Source organism: Burkholderia sp. YIM B11467 (genome assembly GCF_052952715.1).
The window spans coordinates 1-19,688 of the sequence record NZ_JBQVSQ010000001.1 but is presented as its reverse complement, the minus strand read 5'-3'; the positions used below and the strand labels follow the sequence as shown (position 1 = coordinate 19,688).

Annotated in this window: 14 protein-coding genes and 2 pseudogenes; 8 read left to right on the top strand and 8 right to left on the bottom strand. The window is 66.3% G+C overall.

Annotated elements, in window-relative coordinates; genetic code table 11:
- Positions 1-207 precede the first annotated feature (207 nt).
- On the top strand, positions 208-1,398 hold the full coding sequence (locus ACTRWB_RS00080) for an O-succinylhomoserine sulfhydrylase (protein WP_048250475.1): 1,191 nt from the start codon (positions 208-210) through the stop codon (positions 1,396-1,398).
- Between the two features lie 108 nt (positions 1,399-1,506).
- Here ACTRWB_RS00080 and ACTRWB_RS00075 read toward each other — a convergent pair.
- The 4 genes and pseudogenes from ACTRWB_RS00075 to ACTRWB_RS00060 form a co-directional block, all read right to left on the bottom strand.
- Positions 1,507-2,454 (bottom strand): annotated as a pseudogene (locus tag ACTRWB_RS00075) (NAD-dependent epimerase/dehydratase family protein); the annotation flags it as partial.
- Positions 2,441-3,487 (bottom strand): GDP-mannose 4,6-dehydratase, encoded by a 1,047-nt coding sequence (gmd, locus tag ACTRWB_RS00070; protein ID WP_129516952.1) that lies wholly within the window; start codon positions 3,485-3,487, stop codon positions 2,441-2,443. The pseudogene ACTRWB_RS00075 and the gene gmd, both read right to left, overlap by 14 nt.
- A gap of 35 nt (positions 3,488-3,522) precedes the next feature.
- Positions 3,523-4,587 (bottom strand): acyltransferase family protein, encoded by a 1,065-nt coding sequence (locus ACTRWB_RS00065; RefSeq protein ID WP_446900525.1) that lies wholly within the window; start codon positions 4,585-4,587, stop codon positions 3,523-3,525.
- 134 nt (positions 4,588-4,721) lie between these two features.
- A complete protein-coding gene (locus ACTRWB_RS00060; protein WP_446900524.1) occupies positions 4,722-4,940 on the bottom strand; it encodes a hypothetical protein in 219 nt (72 codons plus the stop codon).
- Between the two features lie 118 nt (positions 4,941-5,058).
- On the opposite strand from ACTRWB_RS00060, the gene ACTRWB_RS00055 reads away from it, so the two are divergent.
- Genes ACTRWB_RS00055 through ACTRWB_RS00045 form a run of 3 tightly spaced genes read left to right on the top strand, consistent with a single transcriptional unit; the run spans position 5,059 to position 11,223 of the window.
- Positions 5,059-7,251, top strand: a complete 2,193-nt coding sequence (locus ACTRWB_RS00055; RefSeq protein WP_446901388.1) for a hypothetical protein — start codon at positions 5,059-5,061, stop codon at positions 7,249-7,251.
- Positions 7,252-7,294: 43 nt separating this feature from the next.
- Positions 7,295-8,761 (top strand): flippase, encoded by a 1,467-nt coding sequence (locus tag ACTRWB_RS00050; protein ID WP_446900523.1) that lies wholly within the window; start codon positions 7,295-7,297, stop codon positions 8,759-8,761.
- Entirely contained in the window at positions 8,758-11,223 is a 2,466-nt protein-coding gene (locus tag ACTRWB_RS00045) for a glycosyltransferase family 4 protein (RefSeq protein WP_446900522.1), read from the top strand. Before ACTRWB_RS00050 ends, ACTRWB_RS00045 begins: the two co-directional genes overlap by 4 nt.
- A 367-nt stretch (positions 11,224-11,590) precedes the next feature.
- On the opposite strand, the gene ACTRWB_RS00040 is transcribed toward ACTRWB_RS00045, so the two are convergent.
- Positions 11,591-12,766 (bottom strand): acyltransferase family protein, encoded by a 1,176-nt coding sequence (locus tag ACTRWB_RS00040; RefSeq protein WP_446900521.1) that lies wholly within the window; start codon positions 12,764-12,766, stop codon positions 11,591-11,593.
- 232 nt (positions 12,767-12,998) lie between these two features.
- Between ACTRWB_RS00040 and ACTRWB_RS00035 the strand changes: the two genes are divergently transcribed.
- Positions 12,999-13,142, top strand: a complete 144-nt coding sequence (locus ACTRWB_RS00035; protein WP_164992100.1) for a hypothetical protein — start codon at positions 12,999-13,001, stop codon at positions 13,140-13,142.
- A 230-nt stretch (positions 13,143-13,372) separates the two neighbouring features.
- The gene (gene galU, locus ACTRWB_RS00030; protein WP_129516958.1) at positions 13,373-14,260 is read left to right on the top strand and encodes a UTP--glucose-1-phosphate uridylyltransferase GalU; all 888 of its coding nucleotides are present in this window, start codon (positions 13,373-13,375) and stop codon (positions 14,258-14,260) included.
- Between the two features lie 381 nt (positions 14,261-14,641).
- Here the strand turns inward: galU and ACTRWB_RS00025 are convergent, their stop codons facing one another.
- Positions 14,642-15,760, bottom strand: a complete 1,119-nt coding sequence (locus tag ACTRWB_RS00025) for an acyltransferase family protein (RefSeq protein WP_446900520.1) — start codon at positions 15,758-15,760, stop codon at positions 14,642-14,644.
- A gap of 261 nt (positions 15,761-16,021) precedes the next feature.
- On the opposite strand from ACTRWB_RS00025, the gene ACTRWB_RS00020 reads away from it, so the two are divergent.
- Together ACTRWB_RS00020 and ACTRWB_RS00015 are read left to right on the top strand one after the other, a co-directional pair.
- On the top strand, positions 16,022-16,471 hold the full coding sequence (locus ACTRWB_RS00020) for an HU family DNA-binding protein (protein WP_069747789.1): 450 nt from the start codon (positions 16,022-16,024) through the stop codon (positions 16,469-16,471).
- A 235-nt stretch (positions 16,472-16,706) separates the two neighbouring features.
- Positions 16,707-17,499, top strand: a pseudogene (locus ACTRWB_RS00015) (AadA family aminoglycoside 3''-O-nucleotidyltransferase).
- Between the two features lie 165 nt (positions 17,500-17,664).
- On the opposite strand, the gene ACTRWB_RS00010 reads toward ACTRWB_RS00015, so the two are convergent.
- Together ACTRWB_RS00010 and ACTRWB_RS00005 are read right to left on the bottom strand one after the other, a co-directional pair.
- Complete coding sequence (locus ACTRWB_RS00010; protein ID WP_446900519.1) at positions 17,665-18,138, bottom strand: VOC family protein; 474 nt, start codon at positions 18,136-18,138, stop codon at positions 17,665-17,667.
- Between the two features lie 390 nt (positions 18,139-18,528).
- A complete protein-coding gene (locus ACTRWB_RS00005) occupies positions 18,529-19,686 on the bottom strand; it encodes a porin (protein WP_193100928.1) in 1,158 nt (385 codons plus the stop codon).
- Positions 19,687-19,688: the final 2 nt, after the last annotated feature.

Below are 19,688 nucleotides of genomic sequence, written 5' to 3'. Positions count from 1 at the left end.
GTGGCCTTGCGTCGATTTGATATCAGCTTGCGGACGCGGGGCAACTTCCCAAAACAGCTAAAGCGAAGGCCGGCGGAAGTCGGCCCGAGTCGATCGCTGTCGTACCCCGAAGCCCGCTGATGCCGATGCATAGCGGGCTTTTTGTTTTGGCCTGGTTTTGGTCAGGTTTGCGCGACACGCGCAACCATCGAATACGGAAAACGGAACATGGACGACTCCCTCAACTTCGACACGCTTGCCGTGCGCGCGGGCACGCTGCGCAGCGACTTCAACGAGCACTCGGAAGCGCTGTTCCTCACGTCGAGCTTCTGCTTCTCGAGCGCGGCCGACGCGGCCGAGCGCTTCGCGAATTCGGAAGACTACTTCACCTATTCGCGCTTCACGAACCCGACCGTCACCATGTTCCAGGAGCGTCTCGCGGCGCTCGAGGGCGGCGAGGCGTGCATCGCGACCGCGTCGGGGATGGCCGCGATCATGTCGGTCGTGATGTCCGCGCTGCAGGCGGGCGACCACCTGGTCAGCTCGCGCAGCCTGTTCGGCTCGACGCTCGGGATGTTCTCGCAAATCTTCAGCAAGTTCGGGATCACGACGACCTTCGTCGACCCGACCGACCTGAACGCATGGCAGGAAGCCGTGCGGCCGGAAACGAAGATGTTCTTCCTCGAGACGCCGTCGAACCCGCTGACCGAACTCGCGGACATCGAGGCGATCGGCAAGATCGCGAAGGCCGCGAACGCGCTGTTCGTCGTCGACAACTGTTTCTGCAGCCCGGTGCTGCAGCAGCCGCTGAAGCTCGGCGCGGACGTCGTGATGCACTCGGCGACGAAATTCCTCGATGGGCAGGGCCGCGTGCTCGGTGGCGCGCTGGTTGGCTCGAAGGAATTCATCATGGGCAAGGTGTTCCCGTTCGTGCGCAGCGCGGGCCCGACGCTGTCGGCATTCAACGCGTGGGTGCTGCTGAAAGGGATGGAGACGCTGTCGCTGCGCGTCGAGAAGCAATCGGCGAACGCGCTGGAGATCGCGCGCTGGCTCGATTCGCATCCGGCGGTCGCGCGCGTGTTTCATCCGGGCCTCGAGTCGCACCCGCAGCACGAACTCGCGAAGCGTCAGCAGAAGGCGGGCGGCGCGATCCTGTCGTTCGAGCTGAAGGGCGACACGCCCGAGCAGCAGCGCGCGAATGCATGGCGCGTGATCGACAGCACGAAGCTGATCTCGATCACCGGCAACCTCGGCGACACGCGCACGACGATCACGCACCCGGCGACCACGACGCACGGCCGCATCACGCCGGAAGCCCGTGCGGCGGCGGGGATCACCGAAGGGCTGATCCGCTTGTCGGTCGGCCTCGAGGACGCGGGCGACCTGCGCAACGATCTCGCGCGTGGTCTCGGGGGCTGAGCGGGTTCATAACGATGCGACGGGGCGCGCCGGCGTCCTGTCGCCATCGGCACCGTAGTCACGGCGTACGCCTTCGCGCGTGCGCGATCCGTTCGGCGTACGTGCGGACGGCATGTCGTCACGCACCGCGCTCACCATCCACCGCAAAGTTTCGTCGAGCGGCGTGACGGGCAGTTCGCCCACCGCGCGCCGCAGTTTGTCGCGCGACCCGCTCAGGCTCTTCACTTCGTTGTGCCGCACGAAACGCGGATCGACCGTCACGTCGATCACGTAACCGGCGATGCGGGACAGTATCGCCAGCACTTCGTTCAGCGAATACGCGCGCTCCGAGCAGACATTGAGTATCTCGCCGGCCGGCGCGGTTTCGATCAGCCTCAGATAGGCGGCCGTCACGTCGCGCACGTCGGAGAAATCTCGGCGCACGTCGAGATTGCCGAGCGAGATCCGCGGTTCGTTGCGCGCGTAGTGCGCGACGAGTTTCGGCAGCAGATACGCATCGCTCTGCCCGACACCCGTGTAGTTGAACGGCCGTGCGATCACGATCGGCAGCCGGTCGGCCCACAGCTTCGCCGCATATTCCATCGCGAGCTTGCTGATCGCGTAGTCGTTCGCGGGATCGGGCGGGACGTTTTCGTCGAGCACGCCGGCCGTCGAGTTGCCGTAGATGTTCGCGCTGCTCGCCAGCAGCACGGCCGACGGGCGGCGGTCGAGGCCCGCGAGCGCGGCCAGCAGGTTGCGCGTGCCGACCACGTTGACCGCGTAGGTTTGCGACGGGTCATCCTGCGCGACATGCGCGCGCGCGGCGAGATGCACGACCGCATCGGGTCGTGCGTCGGCCGCGGCCGCGCGTACCGCATCCGCGTCGAGCAGGTCGACGGGCAGCAGCGTGCAGTTCGCGAACACCGGATCGTCGGACGGCGGCGAGCCGGGCGCGACCGTGCCCCAGACTTCGTAGCCGGCCGCTTCGAGATGTTGCGCCATGTAGCGGCCGGTGAAACCCGTCAGGCCCGTGACGAATGCACGGCGCGGGGCGTGTTCGATCTCAGAACGTGTCATGGTGTTGGTTCCGCGTCAGGTCCGCCTCGACCATCATCTGGCAAAGCTGTTCGAGCGTCGTTTCCGGCGCCCAGCCGAGCTTGCTCTTGGCCTTGTCCGCGCAGCCGATCAGCAGATCGACTTCCGCGGGGCGGTAGAACTTGGGATTCACTTCGACGAGCACGTTGCCCGTCGCCATATCGAGACCGCGCTCCTGCTCATCCTTGCCGGTCCATTCGATCTGATAGCCGGCCGCCGCGAACGCCATCCGCACGAAGTCGCGTACGGTCTCGGTGCGGTTGGTGGCCAGCACATAGGTGTCGGGCTCGTCGACCTGCAGCATCCGCCACATTCCTTCGACGTATTCGAGTGCAAAGCCCCAGTCGCGCTTCGCGTCGAGGTTGCCGAGCTCGAGGCGTGTCGCCTTGCCGAGCTTGATCTTCGCGACGGTGTCGGTGATCTTGCGCGTGACGAATTCGCGGCCGCGCAGCGGCGATTCGTGGTTGAACAGGATCCCGCTGCTGCCGAACAGGCCGTACGACTCGCGGTAGTTCACGGTCATCCAGTGCGCGAACAGCTTCGCGACGCCGTACGGGCTGCGCGGATAGAACGAGGTCGCTTCCGTCTGCGGAATCGACTGCACCTTGCCGAACATCTCGGACGTCGACGCCTGGTAGAAGCGCGTTTTCGGGCTCACGACGCGGATCGCCTCGAGCAGGTGCAGCGGGCCGAGGCCCGTGACGTCGGCGGTCGTGGACGGCTGCTCGAACGACACGCCGACGAAGCTTTGCGCGGCCAGGTTGTACAGCTCGTCGGGCTGCGTGCGTTCCAGCAGTCGCATGCTCGAACCGGCGTCCGTCAGGTCGTGCTCGACGAGCGTGAGGTTCGGGTGCGTGTTGACGCCGAGCTCGGCGATGCGCCAGAGGTTGACCGAGCTGGTGCGGCGATAGGTGCCCGTGACGTCGTAGCCCTTGTCGAGCAGCAGCTTGGTCAGGTAGGCGCCGTCCTGTCCGGTGATCCCCGTGATGATGGCCTTCTTGCGAGTTTGGCTCATGGCGTTGTCCTTGTCGAAAACTTGGATAGAGAAATTCAGGCGGTCGTGCTTGCGGCGGCCGGCAATGGGCTGCGCGCGGGGCCGCGCGTCAGGCGCCGTTCGAAGCCGTACCAGCTCAAGGTCGCGTAGGCGAGCGTGATCGCGAGCGCGAGCGCGGCCGTGACGAAGCGGTTCAGGTGAAGTGGCCACAGCGCGTACAGCACGCTCAGGTGGATCAGGTAGACGGTGTAGCTGACGGTGCCCACGTAGACGAGCATCGGATTCGTCAGCACGCGTTGCACGACGCCGCGGCCGCGCAGCGCGATCACGACGATCGACGTGCACAGCAGCAGCGAGATGCTGTAGAGCGCCGCATTCGACAGCGGCGTGTTCGCGGCGCGAAAGCGCGGGAACGACAGGTGCAGCCAGCCGAGGATCGCGAGCGACACGAGCGCGCCGACGATCGCGAGCGGGTAGAACGCCTCCAGCGCGCGCCGGTCGCGGCGCAGCACGATCGCGAGCAGCGCGCCGGCCGCGAGCAGGTCCATCCGGAACGGCGTCAGGTAGTAGATCGGCCAGAACGAATCGAACCACGGCGTCGCGATCGCGCGCAGCACGGGAGCTGCGACGATCAGCGCGGCGGCGACCCACAGCAGCGCGCGCTCCGAGCACCACAGCACGACGAACGGCCAGAAGATATAGAACTGCTCCTCGACCGCCAGCGACCACAGCACGTTCAGGCTGTCGTGGCCGATGCTGCCGAGCGACAGCCCGATGTTGGTCGAGAAGAACGCGAACCACGGCCAGTGCGGCAGCCAGCTCGCGCCGAACAGGATCGTCGAGACCACCAGCAGCAGCACGTACGGCGGCAGGATGCGGCGCACCCGGCGCGCGTAGAAGTGGCTGAAGTACGACTGCCCGCGCGCCTTGCGTTCGAGCAGGATGCCGGTGATCAGCAGGCCGCTCAGCACGAAGAACAGGTCGACGCCCATCCATAGCGGCGCCTTCAGCGCGTGCTGCAGGAATACGGCGCCCACCGCGATCGCGCGCAGCCCGTCGAGCTGCACGATGCGGCCGTGTTGCGGCGAGGCGAGGTCGGCGGGTCGCGCAAGGCCGGTCATTGCGCGGTTCCTTCGCGACGTGCATCCGATGCGTGTTCGTATTGCATGCCTTTAAATGGAATATTGATTCGAAATCGATTCTAGGGAAAAGAAATCGGTAAAAAAAAGCGTGGCATTTATCTATTTGAAAACATTCAAATGCCGCCGGTTTCAGTCGCGGGATGAAAGGTTTGCAGGCGGAGCGCCACATCAGGCGTGCCGGAGCGGCATTTTCTACGGGCCGTGGCGGGAGGTGCGGTCGTTATTTCCGCATCGAAGGGATTTTTTTCGATTGTTCCGGTTCGATATTTCAGGCGGAAACATCCCCAAATATTTCCAAATTTCTTGTGATTATTTTTGCTTGTAACCTGCATCGCGACGTTTGAAACCTATTTAGTAGCGACAGGGTGCGCCGGCGGCAGTCCGCGGCCGCGCCGGTCGCTTCCGCATCAAGTCTGGAGAAGCGCATTGCGACGTCTGATTCTGGTTGGCATGACGGTAGGCGCGGCGCTGCTGGCGAGCGCCGCACCGGCCGAAACGGTGTTGCCCGCGACGACGTCGTGGATCGGCAACACGTTCGGCTATGGCGACGGCAGCTGGACGCAGATCGACATCCGCGCGATCGCGGTGACGCCTGAAGGCAAGGTGTATACGAATGCACCGTGGGACGAGAGCGGGGCCGAGGCGAGCGTCTACCAGGACGGCAAGATGCTCGGCTTCGCCGGCGGCACGCACGGCTGGGGCAACCTCGGCGGCAACGCAATCGCCGTGAACAGCAAGTATGCGTACGTCGCGATCGGCGTTGGCAACGAGCGCGGCCACCTTCAGTCGCCCGGCATCTGGCCGGACAAGGGCAAGCAGTGGTTCGGCATTTCGCGGCGCACGATCGGCGACCTGAAGCAGCCCGCGCCGTTTCGCGCGGCGCCGCAGCCGGCGCCGGGCGGCCGGGCCGATACCGGCCGCGCGCGCATGGCCGCGAGCTTCATGATGGTCAACGAGGTGCCGGCTCCCGCGCGCTCGGAAGTCGGCGACGCGAAGGCGGAAGTGGGCGGCCTCGCGGCCGACGACAAGACGCTGTTCGCGACGAACCCGTCGCGCGACGCGGTGGATGTCTACGACGCCGAGACGATGCAGCAGAAGGGCACGTGGAGCGCGCACGAGCCGGGCCGCATCGCGCTGGCGGGCGACGGCACGCTGTGGCTGCTCACGGACACGATCAGCGGGCCCGCGCACCTCGTGCACATGCGCGCGGACGGCCGCAAGATCGACGACGCGCCCGCGCTGCCCGACGGCACCGACGCGGTGGACGTGGCCGTCGATGCGAAAGGGCGCGTGCTCGTCGCGGACAACGGGCCGCGCCAGCAGATCCTGATCTTCTCGAAAGGCGGCAAGGGTTATGCGCAGTCCGGCACGCTCGGCGAGCGCGGCGGCATCTTCGCGGGCCCCGTGCCGGGGCGGCCGGGGCCGCAGCGCTTCAACGGGCTGACGGGCGTCGGCGTCGACCGCGCGGGTAACGTCTATGTGTCGATGAACGGCATCGGGCTGAGCCACGACACGATCGGCGCGGGGCTCGGCGCGGTGCTCGAAAGCTATGCGCCGGATGGCAAGCCGCGCTGGCAGGTGCAGGGGCTGCTGTTCGTCGACGGCGCGTGGCTCGACCCCGCGCGGCCGAACAGCGTGTACACGGGCAACAAGCGCTTCGAGCTCGACCTGTCGAAGCCGCCGGGCCAGGACTGGAAATACGTCGGCTTCCTGTCGAACCGCTTCAAGTATCCGGACGACCCCGTGTTCCATACGGACCAGTGGCCGGGCATGCCGATCGCGCGCCGCGTCGACGGCCGCACGTTCCTGTACCTGACCGACATGTACGCCGACCACCTGAAGATCTACCGCTTCGATGCGAAGCGCGACGGCGAGGTCGCGATTCCGTCGGGCGTGATCGCGGGCCGTGCGCGGCCGGTCGACAAGGTGCCGAACAAGCCGCCCGGCGGCGACTGGCTGTGGCGCGATGCGAACGGCAACGGCCGCCTCGATGCCGACGAATTCGAGCTGAACACGACCGGCAAGGCGAAAGCGGGCGGCTGGGGCTGGTGGGTCGACACGAAGGGCGACATCTGGCGCACGAGCGACGTGCGCGGCATTCACCGGTTCCGGTACGGCGGCGTCGACAAGGCCGGCAACCCGATCTACTCGTACGACAAGGTCACGACCTACCCGATGCCGCAGCCGTTCACGCAGTTGCGCCGCTCGATCTACGACGCGCAGACGGACACGCTGTACGTGACCGGCTACACGGCCGACGCGCCGCCGCAGCCGGGCATCAACAAGGAAGTCGGCCGCGTGCTGGTGCGCTTCGACAAGTGGTCGACCGGCTCGCCCGTCGTGCGCTACACGGTCGCGCTGCCGTGGCAGCTCGACGCGAAGCCGATCCTGGACCTGATCGGGATCACGGTCGAGGGCCGCTACATCTTCACCGTGGAGCCGGTCGGCAAGATCCACGTGTACGACAAGGACACCGGCAAGGAAGTGGGCGTGATGAGCCCGGGCACCGAGGTCGGCAAGGCATCCGGCTGGGTCGACGTGCCGTTCGGCATCAGCGCCTTCAAGCGCGAGAACGGCGAATACCTCGTGTTCGTCGAGGAAGACGCGCGCGGCAAGGTGCTGATGTATCGCTGGAAACCGTGACGGGCGGCGCGCCGTCGTCGTCCCCGTCACACAAGGCTCAAACATGGACAAAGGCATACTCAAGAACGTTTCGATCAACTTCATCGGGCTGATCCTGCCGACCTTCGTGTCGCTGGTGACGGTGCCCGCGTATATCCACGCGCTCGGCGTCGAGCGATATGGCGTCGTCAGCCTCGTGTGGACGCTGATCGGCTATTTCGGGATCCTCGATCTCGGGATGAGCATGGCCGCGCAGAACCACATCTCGAAGGCGCTCGCGAGCGGCAACGACGACGAAAGCGCGCGCGTGTTCTGGAGCGCGTTCTGGCTGAATCTCGGCACCGGCATTGTGGGCGGGCTGCTGATCTATTTCGGCGCGTTCATCTACACCGCGTATTTCACGAAGGTGTCGGCCGCGATGCAGCACGAGGTGTATCTCGCGCTGCCGTGGCTCGCGCTCGCGATTCCGCTGGCGAACGTGTCGTGGGTGTTCGCCGGCGCGATCAACGGCGCCGAACGGTTCGGCGTGTTCAACACGAACCAGACGATCGGCACGTTCCTGTTCCAGCTGTTGCCGCTCGGCGCCGCGTGGTGGATCGCGCCGAACCTGCAGACGGTGCTTGCCGCGGCCGTCGTCGCGCGCCTGATCGCGGCGGTGATGCTGGGCCACGCGAGCATCAAGGTGCTCGGGATCCGGCGCATCGATCCGCCGCAGTGGGGCACCGCGAAAGGGCTGTTCAACTTCGGCGGCTGGATGCTGATCGCGAGCACGACCAGCATGATCGCGGACACGCTCGACCGCGTGATGCTCGGCGCCGGCATGGGCGCGAAGTTCGTCACCTATTACACGGTGCCGCAGAACCTCGTCACGCGCCTGAACATGCTGCCGAACGCGCTCGTGCGCACGCTGTTCCCGCGCCTGTCGGCGGTCGGCCGCGACCACGCGGACACGCTCGCGCGCCAGTCGCTCGAATTCCTGAACGGCGTGTTCACGCCGGTCGGCATCGTTGCAATTTTCGCACTCGCGCCGTTCCTCACGCTGTGGGTCGGCGCCGATCTCGCCGCGCATTCGGCGCCGGTCGGCCGCGTGCTGGTGATCAGCGTGTGGCTCGTCGGCCAGGCGAGCGTCACGCGGATCCTGATCCAGTCGCAGGTCAACCCGGCCCGCGCGGCGTTCGCCGGGCTCGTCGAGATGCCGTTCTTCGTCGGCGGCCTGTGGTTCGGCATTCATCACTTCGGGCTGATCGGCGCGGCGGTGGTCGTCGCGGTGCGCGCGTTCGTCGATTACGGCGTGCTGCTCTATCTGTCGGCGATCCGGATGCGCGCGATCGTGCTCGACATGCTGGCGCACCTCGCCTTCCTGCTCGCGAGCCTGTTTCTCGCGCAGGCGTGGCCGGGGCTCGGCGAGTCGATCGGCATGTGCGCGGTCGTGCTGGTACTGAACGTCGCGTGGTCGCTCACGATGACACCGGGGTTGCGCGCGCTCGTGCGCGACCTGTTTGTCCGTCTCAATGCGAGGAAAACCGTATGAATCGCGATCTGGCGGAACACGCCGTATTGAATCTCGCCACCGCCGATGCGGCCGTGGCCGACTTGGGCGACGCCGCCGCGCTGCGCCGGGCGCTGCCGGCCGAACGGGCCGACGCGCGCCATCCGGCGCGCGCGCTGCGCGTGGCGATCGTCCACGACTGGCTGGTTACCTATGCCGGCGCCGAGCGCGTGCTCGAGCAGATCGTCGCGTGCTTTCCCGACGCGGACCTGTTCAGCCTCGTCGATTTCCTCGACGACCGCGCGTTCGTGCGCGGCAAGCCGGTGACGACGTCGTTCATCCAGAAGCTGCCGTTCGCGCGCACCAAATACCGCAGCTACCTGCCGCTGATGCCGCTCGCGATCGAGCAGCTCGACGTGTCGGAGTACGACCTCGTGATCTCGAGCAGCCACGCGGTCGCGAAGGGCGTGCTGACGGGGCCGGACCAGGTGCACATCAGCTACGTGCATTCGCCGATCCGCTATGCGTGGGACCTGCAGCACCAGTACCTGGAACAGTCGAACCTCACGCACGGGCCGAAATCGCTGCTCGCGCGGATGATCCTGCATTACATCCGCAACTGGGACACGCGCACGGCGAACGCGGTGGACGGTTTCGTTGCGAACTCCGCGTTCATCGCGCGGCGCATCCGCAAGGTCTACCACCGCGACGCGGCGGTGATCTTCCCGCCGGTCGACGTCGACGCGTTTTCGCTGAACGCGGAGAAGGAGGATTTCTACCTGACCGCGTCGCGGATGGTGCCGTACAAGAAGATCGACCTGATCGTCGATGCGTTCTCGCGCACGCCTGAGCGCAAGCTCGTCGTGATCGGCGACGGCCCCGAGATGCAGAAGATCCGCGCGAAGGCCGGCCCGAACGTCGAGATCATGGGTTACCAGCCGTTCGCGGTGCTGCACGACCGGATGCGGCGTGCGAAGGCGTTCGTGTTCGCGGCCGAAGAGGATTTCGGGATCTCGGTCGTCGAGGCGCAGGCCTGCGGCACGCCCGTGATCGCGTACGGCAAGGGCGGCGCGCTCGAAACCGTGCTCGACCCGCGATCGGCCCCGAACCCGACCGGGCTGTTCTTCGACGAACAGACGCCGCACGCGATCGTCGCGGCGGTCGATGATTTCGAGCGCGCGCCGCAGCGTTTTACGCCGAATGCGTGTCGCACGAACGCGGAGCGGTTTTCGGCCGATACGTTCCGGCGGCGCTTCCTCGATTATGTGGAGGAGGCTTTGCCCGGCTCGACCGCGCAGCGCGGCACGGCCGTCGCGCCGATGCCGGCCGCACGCGGCCCGGCGACGCTGGTGCTCGACCAGAGCGGCGTGCTCGGCGGCGCCGAACTGTCGCTGCTCGAGATCATGAAGCACATGCGCGCGAACGCCGATGTGCTGCTGTTCGACGACGGCCCGTTCCGCGCGGCGCTCGACGAGATCGGCGCGCGTGTCGACGTGGTCGACCAGGGCGCGCTCGCGGGCGTGCGCAAGCAGGGCGGTGTGTCGGCCGGCGCATTGAAACAGCTCGTGCGGCTCGTGCGCGACGTCGCACGTCGCGCACGCCGCGCCGAGGTGATCTACGCGAATACGCAACGCGCGATGGTGGTCGCCGCGCTCGCCGGGCGGCTCGCGCGCAAGCCGGTGGTGTGGCACCTGCGCGACATCGTCAGCACCGATCATTTCGGCAGCAAGCAGCTGCTGGCGATCAAATACTGCGCGCGGCTCGGCGTCACCCGCGTGATCGCGAACTCCGACGCGTCCGCGCAGGCGTTCCGCGCGCTGACGGGCTTCACGCCACAGCACGTCGACGTCGTGTTCAACGGCATTTCGGCCGAGCCGTTCGATGCGCTGGAAGGCGTCAGCCAGGCCGCGCTGCGCGCGCGCCTCGGGTTGCCCAAGGACGCGTGGCTCGTCGGCTCGTTCAGCCGTCTCGCCCGCTGGAAGGGGCAGCACGTGCTGCTGGAGGCCGCCGCGCGGCATCCCGACATGCACGTGGTGCTGGTCGGCGCGCCGCTGTTCGGCGAGGACGAATACGCGGCGCAGCTGCACGAAACCGTCGCGCGGCACGGGATGGACGAGCGCGTGCATTTCCTCGGGTTCCAGCGCGACGTGGCCGCGTGCATGACGGCGGTCGACGTCGTCGCGCACACGTCGATCACGCCCGAGCCGTTCGGGCGCGTGATCGTCGAGGGGATGCTCGCGCGCCGGCCGGTCGTCGCGGCTCGCGCGGGCGGTGTCGTCGAGATCATCGAGGATGGCGACAACGGGCTGCTCTGCGAGCCGGGCGATGTGACCGCGCTGGCCGATGCGCTGGACACGCTGAAGCGTGACGGCGCGCTGCGCGAGCGGCTCGTCGCGAGCGGGCGCGCGACGGCGGTGCGCCGGTTCGGGACCGAGACTTACGTGCAGCGGGTCGAGAAGATCCTCGCGGATACGGCGAAGGCCGCGAAAGCGAAGAAGCAGTAACGGCGCGAGCCGGCGGTAAACGGGCCCCCAGGCGGCGTTGTGCTGCGTGGGGGCTTCGCTTTTCGGCTCGGGTGCCGTGTCGCGCGAGTTGCGGGCGGGCTGCTGCCTGCCGTATCGGGCACGAGCCGGGCCGATCGCCGTTCCGAGCGGGATCGCGCGCCGCTGGCAATGCGCGAAGCGAAGGCGACGCGGCGGCAAGCACGTGATGAAAGCCGGTCAGAAGCGGCCCACGCGGGCCGTAGCGCGGCCGGACGGAGGAGGGTTGCACATCCGGCTCAACCCGGCGTGCGACCGCGCTCCGGCCATGAAAAAGCCCCCGCGCAGCGAGATGCCGCGCGGGGGCTCCTCCGGAAGCGGACCGGCCGGGTCAGGTAGCCCGTTCGGGCGTCGATGCGACCACGCGGGTGCTGCGTGTCGGCTTGAAGCTGGCCGACCACGTCATCGCGGGCCGTTCGAACAGCCGGTAGAACAGGTACGCGACCGGGATCGCGGCGGCCATGAACGCGAACGACGGCCAGATCGACAGTTGCAGCTCGGAGTGGAACAGCACCGAGCCGAGGCAGACGAACAGCGGCAGGTGGATCAGGTACAGCGAGTAGCTGAAGTCGCCAAACCAGCCGAGCACGCGCAGCGGCGGCGTCGGGCGCGGCGGACGAGCGAGCGCGCGGTACAGGAAGCACGCGAAGCCGGCCGACCACAGCTGGAATGCGCCGTACTGGCCGAAATGGAACGCGCCGCAGCCGGCGGCCAGCAGCACGGCGGCCGCGCCGTACCACGCACGCGACGGCACGGTGGCCGCGCCGCGGGCCTGCTGCGCGCGCACGTCGGCGATCCACGCGCCGATCGTCCACGACAGCCAGTACGACGTGAAGAATTGCAGGTCGTGCCGTTCGAGCAGCCACGCCGACGCGACGTTGACGACCGCGACCGCGGCCACGACGGCCGGCATGCCGATGCGCCGGCGCAGCGCGAACAGCAACGGGTAGATCGCGTAGAACTGCACTTCGAGCGACAGCGTCCACAGTGCGCCGTTCGACCCGTACGTGTAACCGGCGACGCCCTGCAGCGAGAACAGGTTCACGAGGAACGCCGTGACGCCGATGTCGCGGATCTTGTGGCTGACGGGCTCGATCTGCAGGCTGACCGCGTCGAGCGCGAGCGTGAACAGCAGCGCGGCGAGCAGCACCGGGTAGATGCGTGCGAACCGGCGCGCCCAGAAGTTCGGCGCGTCGAGCCGGTACGTAGGATCGGCCGCGAGCTTGAGCGCCGCGTTGCGGTGGATGCAGTAGCCGCTGATCACGAAGAAGATCGGCACGCCGGCGGAACCCCACGCGAACGGGAAGGTCAGGTAACCGGCGATCGCGCTCGGGTTGAGCGCATGACCGTAAGCGTGATGGAAGCTCTGCATGCCGACCCAGACGACCTGGCGGCAGTGGAAATAGGCGACGAGCAGCGCCGCGAAGCCGCGCATCGCGTCGATCACGTGTTCCTTGCGATCGGCGACGGGCGGCGCGGTCAGAGACGATCCGCTGAAAGCTTGCATGCGATTCGATTCCTTGCGACGGATGGAGTGGAGCACGGACGAATGGGAAGTCTGGTCCAATCGTAATGCGCAAGAATTCGATCAATGAATAAAAAAATATCGCGCGGAAATAATGCTATTCCGCATGATGGTTTTATCCGGATCTGAAAGCGGTTCCAGCGGCGCTTCAATTATTTACCGATTTTTTTCTGATAGTTTGAAGCTCCAGTTGATTGATGCAAGGAGCGGCAAGATGGACATGCATTGGATCGCGAGCGCGGCAGTACTGCTGGTCATGGTCGTGCTGTCGGCGTACCGCGAGGCGCTGAAGAACGAACCGATTCGCCCGGGTCTCGAACGGGGCGGCGTGCCCTATATCGAGGAATTCGAATCGTAAGCATTTGTATCCGGAAAATCGGTAATTTGTTTCCGCTGCGGCACTCGGTCCGGCAAGATCGACCGGGTTGAAAGGATTATATTTTTTTCGGAATCATGGGGCAATCGGCCCATATCGAAAATGAGCGGAGTGGAATTGGCAGTGCCGTCGATTCTCGATATGCCGTTCGGAAAACCATCGCGCCGGGTCGCTGGTCGACGCGGCGCAGTCAACGCAATCAGGATGCGAACATGTTGAAAGTCACCAAGGCCGTGTTTCCCGTTGCCGGTCTCGGCACGCGGTTCCTCCCGGCTACGAAGGCGAGCCCGAAGGAAATGTTGCCCGTCGTCGACAAGCCGCTGATTCAGTACGCGGTCGAGGAAGCGATCAACGCCGGTATCACCGAAATGATCTTCGTCACCGGGCGCAGCAAGCGCGCGATCGAGGATCACTTCGACAAGTCGTACGAGATCGAGGCCGAACTCGAGGCGCGCGGCAAGGAAAAGCTGCTCGAGCTCGTGCGCGGCATCAAGCCGAGCAACGTCAACTGCTTCTACGTGCGCCAGCCGGAAGCGCTCGGCCTGGGCCACGCGGTGCTGTGCGCGGAGAAGCTCGTGCACGGCGAGCCGTTCGCGGTGATCCTCGCCGACGACCTGCTGCACGGCGAGCAGCCGGTGCTCAAGCAGCTCGTCGACGTGTTCGACCACTATCACAGCTCGGTGATCGGGGTCGAGACGATCGCGCGCGAGGACAGCCGCTCGTATGGCGTCGTCGAAGGCCGCGAATGGGAGGAGGACATCATCAAGCTGTCGGGCATCATCGAGAAGCCCGCGCCGGAAGATGCGCCGTCGAACCTCGGCGTGGTCGGCCGCTACGTGTTCATGCCGACGATCTTCGATCACCTGCGCCGGCTCAAGCCGGGCGCGGGCGGCGAACTGCAGCTCACCGACGCGGTCCAGTCGCTGCTCGCGAACGAGCAGGTGCTCGCGTATCGCTACTTCGGCACGCGTTTCGACTGCGGCAGCAAGATCGGCTACCTCAAGGCGACTGTCGAGCTTGCGCTCCAGCACCCGGAAGTGAGCCGCGAATTCGAGGCGTACCTGCGTACCTGCTTGCCCGCGCTGGCTGCTGTCGCTTAAGCAGCCGCGCGCTCCGTTGTTTCAGGTGGTGGTTGTTCCGTTGGCCCCGGCCGCTCGCGCGCCGGGGCTTTTTTGCTTTTGCCGATGCGCGATCGTGGTGCGTGCCGCCGGTGTGTCGTGTTGTGTCGGGTTCGAGTGACGAGTGGTGCCGTGTGTGGAGCGGGGCGCTCGGTCGCGGTCTGGCGCGACGTCTGAAACCGGTGCCGAAGCGCTCGCCCGGCCGACCGGATCGTCGGTATGGTTGCGCGATGCGCATTGACGTGTGTGCTGGCGTCGGTCCTGCCGGAGTCGGTCAATGACGCCGCGCCGTCGTGCATCAGCTTCCGGCCGTTACCGGCATCGCGTTTTTCCCGTTCCTTCGTGTCGCCGTCTGCGTGGCGCTCAACGCGCCGACGTGCCCGGCCGCGCGACGAAGTGCCGGGCCAGCATCGCGGCGATCGGCTTCTTGAAGTCGAGCAGCCGCTTTTCGAGATAACGCCACGACAGGTGCGCGAGCAGCACGGCGAGCGCGAATTGCAGCATCTCGGGCAGCGCTTCCCGGACGATTTCCGGTATCGGCACGTGCGCGAAGTGCGCGGGCAGCATCCCGAAGCGCGCGGGAATCAGGTTGTGGAACAGGTAGAAGCCGTAGCTGATCGTGCCGAGATAGACGAGCGGCGCCCAGTCGAGCAGCGACACGACGGGATGCTCGGGTTCGCTGACGATCCACAGCATCAGCGCGCCGAGCGATGCCGACAGGCCGAGATCCGCGAGCCCCGCGACCGCGTCGGGCAACGCCGTACACGCGGGCAGCACGAGGAAGAACACGACGCCTGCCGCGCCGAGCCAGCCGGGCGGAATGCGGCGCAGGGTGGCCGGGCCGTGATCGGCGAGCGCCATCGCGCCGACGCCGCCGAGCGCGATCAGCGCGAAATTCCACGGGGAAAACGCGTAGATCAGCACCGGCGACGCGTCGGACAGGTAGAGCGCGAGATGCGCGGCCGCGCACAGCGCGATAGCCGCGATGCCGAGCGCGACGTGTCGCGCGGCGGGTACCGCGAGCAGCGCGAGCGGCGCGATCAGATAGAACTGCTGTTCAACCGCGAGGCTCCAGAAGTGCGACGTGGAGCCCGGCCAGCCGTCCTTGACGACGCCGATCCAGTAATTCGACAGGAACACCGCGTGCCACGCGAGCCCGAGATTGACGCCGCGCTGGTAGAAGAGCGCGTGCGCGATCGCGAGCGCGGCGAGCAGCAGGTAGTACACGGGGAAGATCCGCAGCGCGCGTTTCGCGAGGAACAGCGCCAGCGCGTGGCGGCGCGTCATCGTGCCGCACTCGAGCGCCTGGCGGTTGCGATGCAGCTCGCCGACGATCAGGAATCCGCTGATGAGGAAAAACGTCCACACGCCAAGCTTGCCGACGTCGACGGCAAGGACGTGGCCTTTGTGGGACAGGAAAACGAGGATGACGGCGATGGCTCGCAGGCCGTCGAGTCCTTTGACGTATCTGGCTTCGCGCATGGAGGCATCCGGGCATTGAGCGAGCCCAGTATAGGTGCGCAAATATCGAACGTAATTCACGTTCGGACGCATACGTAACGAGGTTTTTCGACGTTCGAGCATCGGCGAAGTCGGTCGGGCGCAACAAAACCTGCGGGAAACCCCGCGAAAACGCATAAAAGTACTGCACGAAGCGTCAAGGCGCTTGTAGAATCCGGCGTTGAAGCGCGCGCATTGCACGCTTCGTGTATCCAACGAACGACCACACCTGGTAGGAGAAACATGGCGACTTCCGCAAAAAAGGTGGCCAAGAAGGCTGCCGCCGCACCGGCCAAGAAAGTGGCTGCTAAGAAAGTAGCGCCCGCGAAGAAAGTAGTGGCCAAGAAGGCCGCCGTCGCGAAGGCGCCCGCTGCTCCGACGCCGCTGAAGGACAAGTTCACGAAGGCATCGCTCGCAACGCACATCGCTGAGCGCGCAGCCGTGGAAGTGAAGGCGGTCAAGGCAGTGCTCGCCGCACTCGAGAACGTCGTGCTGGGCTCGGTCCACAAGAAGGGCGCAGGCGAGTTCACGCTGCCGGGTCTGCTGAAGATCACGGCACAAGTCGTGCCGGCGAAGAAGAAGCGCTTCGGCAAGGATCCGTTCACGGGCGAAGAGCGTTGGTTCCCGGCGAAGCCGGCCAGCGTGCGCGTGAAGGCACGTGCGCTGAAGAAGCTGAAGGACGCGGCGGCGTAATGCCGCGCAACGGTTGCCGATGCATGTCGGCAGCCGTTGCAGTGTCCGACGATCCCCGTACGCGAAAGCGTGCGGGGATTTTTATTGCGCTGCGCAAATCGTGCGGCAGCGATGTTCGGTTCGACGCGCAACGTGTGGCGAATGACGCACCGCGCCTGCGCAATGTCGAACGGCAATCTTCATTCACGCTTGCTGTTTTCCATTCGCGGCACGCCGTGCCCGTTGCATGCGCATCGTGACTGAATGCATTCCGACTGAAATCGTCGGGCAGGTGGCCGCCGCGCGCTCCGCGATCGAGCGGCATCTCGGCGCGATGCTGAATGCGATCCACCTGTTCGGATCGGCGCTCGACGGCGGATTGATGCCACGCAGTGACATCGACCTGCTGGTGACGGTGGCGGCGCGGCTCGACGAACCCGCACGGCGCGCGCTGATGCTCGACCTGCTCGCTGCGTCGTCACCGCCCGGTCGCGCAGGCGGCTTGCGTGCGCTGGAGGTGACCGTCGTCGCGCACGGCGAGGTGGTGTCGTGGCGTCATCCGGCGCGGCGCGAATTGCAGTTCGGCGAGTGGCTGCGCCGCGATCTCGAAACCGGCATCGTCGAACCGGCGCTCGCCGATCACGATCTGGCGATCCTGTTGACGAAGGCGCGGCAGCACAGTGTCGCGCTGGTCGGGCCGCCGGCGGCCGCGCTGTTCGAGCCGGTGCCCGCGTGTGATTTTGAGGCCGCGCTTCTCGCTACCGTGGCGCAGTGGGATACCGAACCGGACTGGCGCGGCGACGCGTGCAACGTGGTGCTCGCGCTTGCGCGCATCGGGTACAGCGCCGCGACCGGCAGGATCGCGCCCAAGGACGTCGCCGCGGCATGGGGTGCTGGAGCGTCTGCCGGACGCATACCGGCCGGTTGTAGCGGCTGCGCGTGCCGCCTATCTCGATGGCGAAGCGGGCGCGGCGATCCTGTCGGGTGAACCGCTCGCCGCCTTCATCGGCTACGCGCGGCGGACCGTCGAATCGATGCTGTCGGCGTAGCGGCGGATACCACGGTGCACGTGATCGGGATGCGGGCCGAACCACCGCGGATCATGAGCGCTTGCACAGACGCCGCACGCGCAAGCAGCCGGTCGGGCGCTCGCCGGCGACTCGCGCGGCGCTAGACCGGCGCGCCGTCACGCATCCGCGGCACGACGCGTTTCGTCAGCCCCCGGTGCCCTCATAGGCGGCCTTCAGCGCGGCGGCGTCGAACTTGGTCATCTGCATCATCGCCGCGGCCACGCGCGCTGCCTTGACCGCGTCGCGGTCGGCCATCATCGGAATGAGATCGGCGGGAACGATCTGCCACGACACGCCATAGCGGTCTCTCAGCCAGCCGCAGCCGTCCGCCGTGCCGCCGTTGTCGAGCAGGGCGCTCCAGTAGCGGTCGAGCTCCGCCTGATCGCCGCAACTGACCAGCAGCGAGATCGTATGGTTGAACGACTCCGTGCGCGTGTGGCTCATCGCGAAGAACGGCTGGCCGAACAGCTCGAATTCGACCATCCGGGTGCCGTCGGTGCCGGGCACGGACGTGACGCGCACGACGCGCGAATCCGGAAAGATGCCTGCATAGAAGGCCGCTGCTTCTTCGGCTTCCGTCGAGTACCAGAGAAAAGGCGTGATCTTCTGAATCGTCATGGCGAATCTCCTGTCTGTATTGGCCGGGGCGCAAACCGCGTGCCGACATCGATACGACGCACGACGGCCGCCGCAATCGACATGCCGGGGCGAATGCGCCGTCGCACGGGATGAACGGCGCCGGCAACTGCGGATGGTAGTCGCCTGGTGGAGAGATGGCGACCTGCCCGGGCATCCGGAAGCGGCGTTTCCGGCGCATTGCAGCCTCCAGGCGCCGCTGCCGGCCGGCGGTCGTGCGTCGGCATCGTCTCTGCTCGCCGTCCCGCGCAAGCCATTCCGGCCCGCCGGCGACGGACGAAAAAAAAAGCCAGCCACGGTCGAAACCGAAGGCTGGCTTTCCAGTTCGGCGGCAAGGCGTCGGAGACGCCATGCACACCGGATACATCGTTTTTAGAACTTGTGGCGCAGGCCGAGAGCGACCATTTCTTGCGACTTCGTGCCGGCGAAGCCGTACGAGCCGATCGATGCTTGCGCTGCCGACGTCGTGCCGTCTGCGTTGAGCTGCGTGCCGCTTGCGTGCTGGTACGCGCCGACCAGGTACACGTCCGTGCGCTTCGACAGCGAGTAATCGCCGCCCAGCGAAACCTGATGGTACTTGGCGTCCGTGTTGCCGCTCGCCTTCGTGTACGAGTAGCCGAGGCCCAGCAGCAGCGGCGGCGTGACTTGATACGTCGCGAACGCGCGGCCCGTGTTGTACTTCTCGGTCGAGCCGAAGCCCGACGATGCGTCCGGCTTGTACTGCGAGTTGCTGTAGCCGAGGCCAAGCGTGACCGGGCCGATGACGTACTGGCCTGCGACTTGCGCGATGGCGATCGACTTAGCCGACACGTAACCCGCGTTGATCGGGCCGTCGACGATGTTGTCCGACGTCGTCGACGTCCAGTTGTTGCGGACACCTGCCGACGGCGTCGGGTTGTTCGCGTAGAAGTAGCCAGCAGCAACGCCGATCGGGCCGTTGTTGTATGCGGCTGCGACCGACCACGTCTGGCCCGAACCCGTCTTGCCTGCAACACCGCCGAGGGCGTACATGCCTTCGACCTGGAGGCCGGCGAACACCGGCGACGTGTACTTGATCGCGTTGCTGACGCGCAGGCTGTTGTCGTTGTTGTCGACGTCGCCCGGCGTTGCGAACGTGCTGCCGAAGTAGTTGTCAGCCGTGACTGCCTGGACCAGGTCGACGACCGGGTCGTACTGGCGGCCGAGCGTCAGCGTACCGTATTGCTTGCTTTCGAGGCCGACGAATGCCTGACGACCGAACATGCGACCGCCCTGGTTCAGGTGGCCCGTGCCCGGATCAAAACCGTTTTCCAACTGGAAGATCGCCTTCAGGCCACCGCCGAGGTCTTCTGCGCCTTTCAGGCCGAAGCGGCTGCCTTGCAGGTTGCCCGACAGCATTTGCCACGAGTTGATGCCTTGGCCGTTATTGCCGTGAACGTAGGCGATCGACGTGTCGATCACGCCGTACAGCGTCACGCTCGATTGAGCGTGAGCAGCGCCAGCGGCGCCCAGCAGGGCGAGCGAGAGGGTCGAGAGAGCGAGTTTCTTCATCG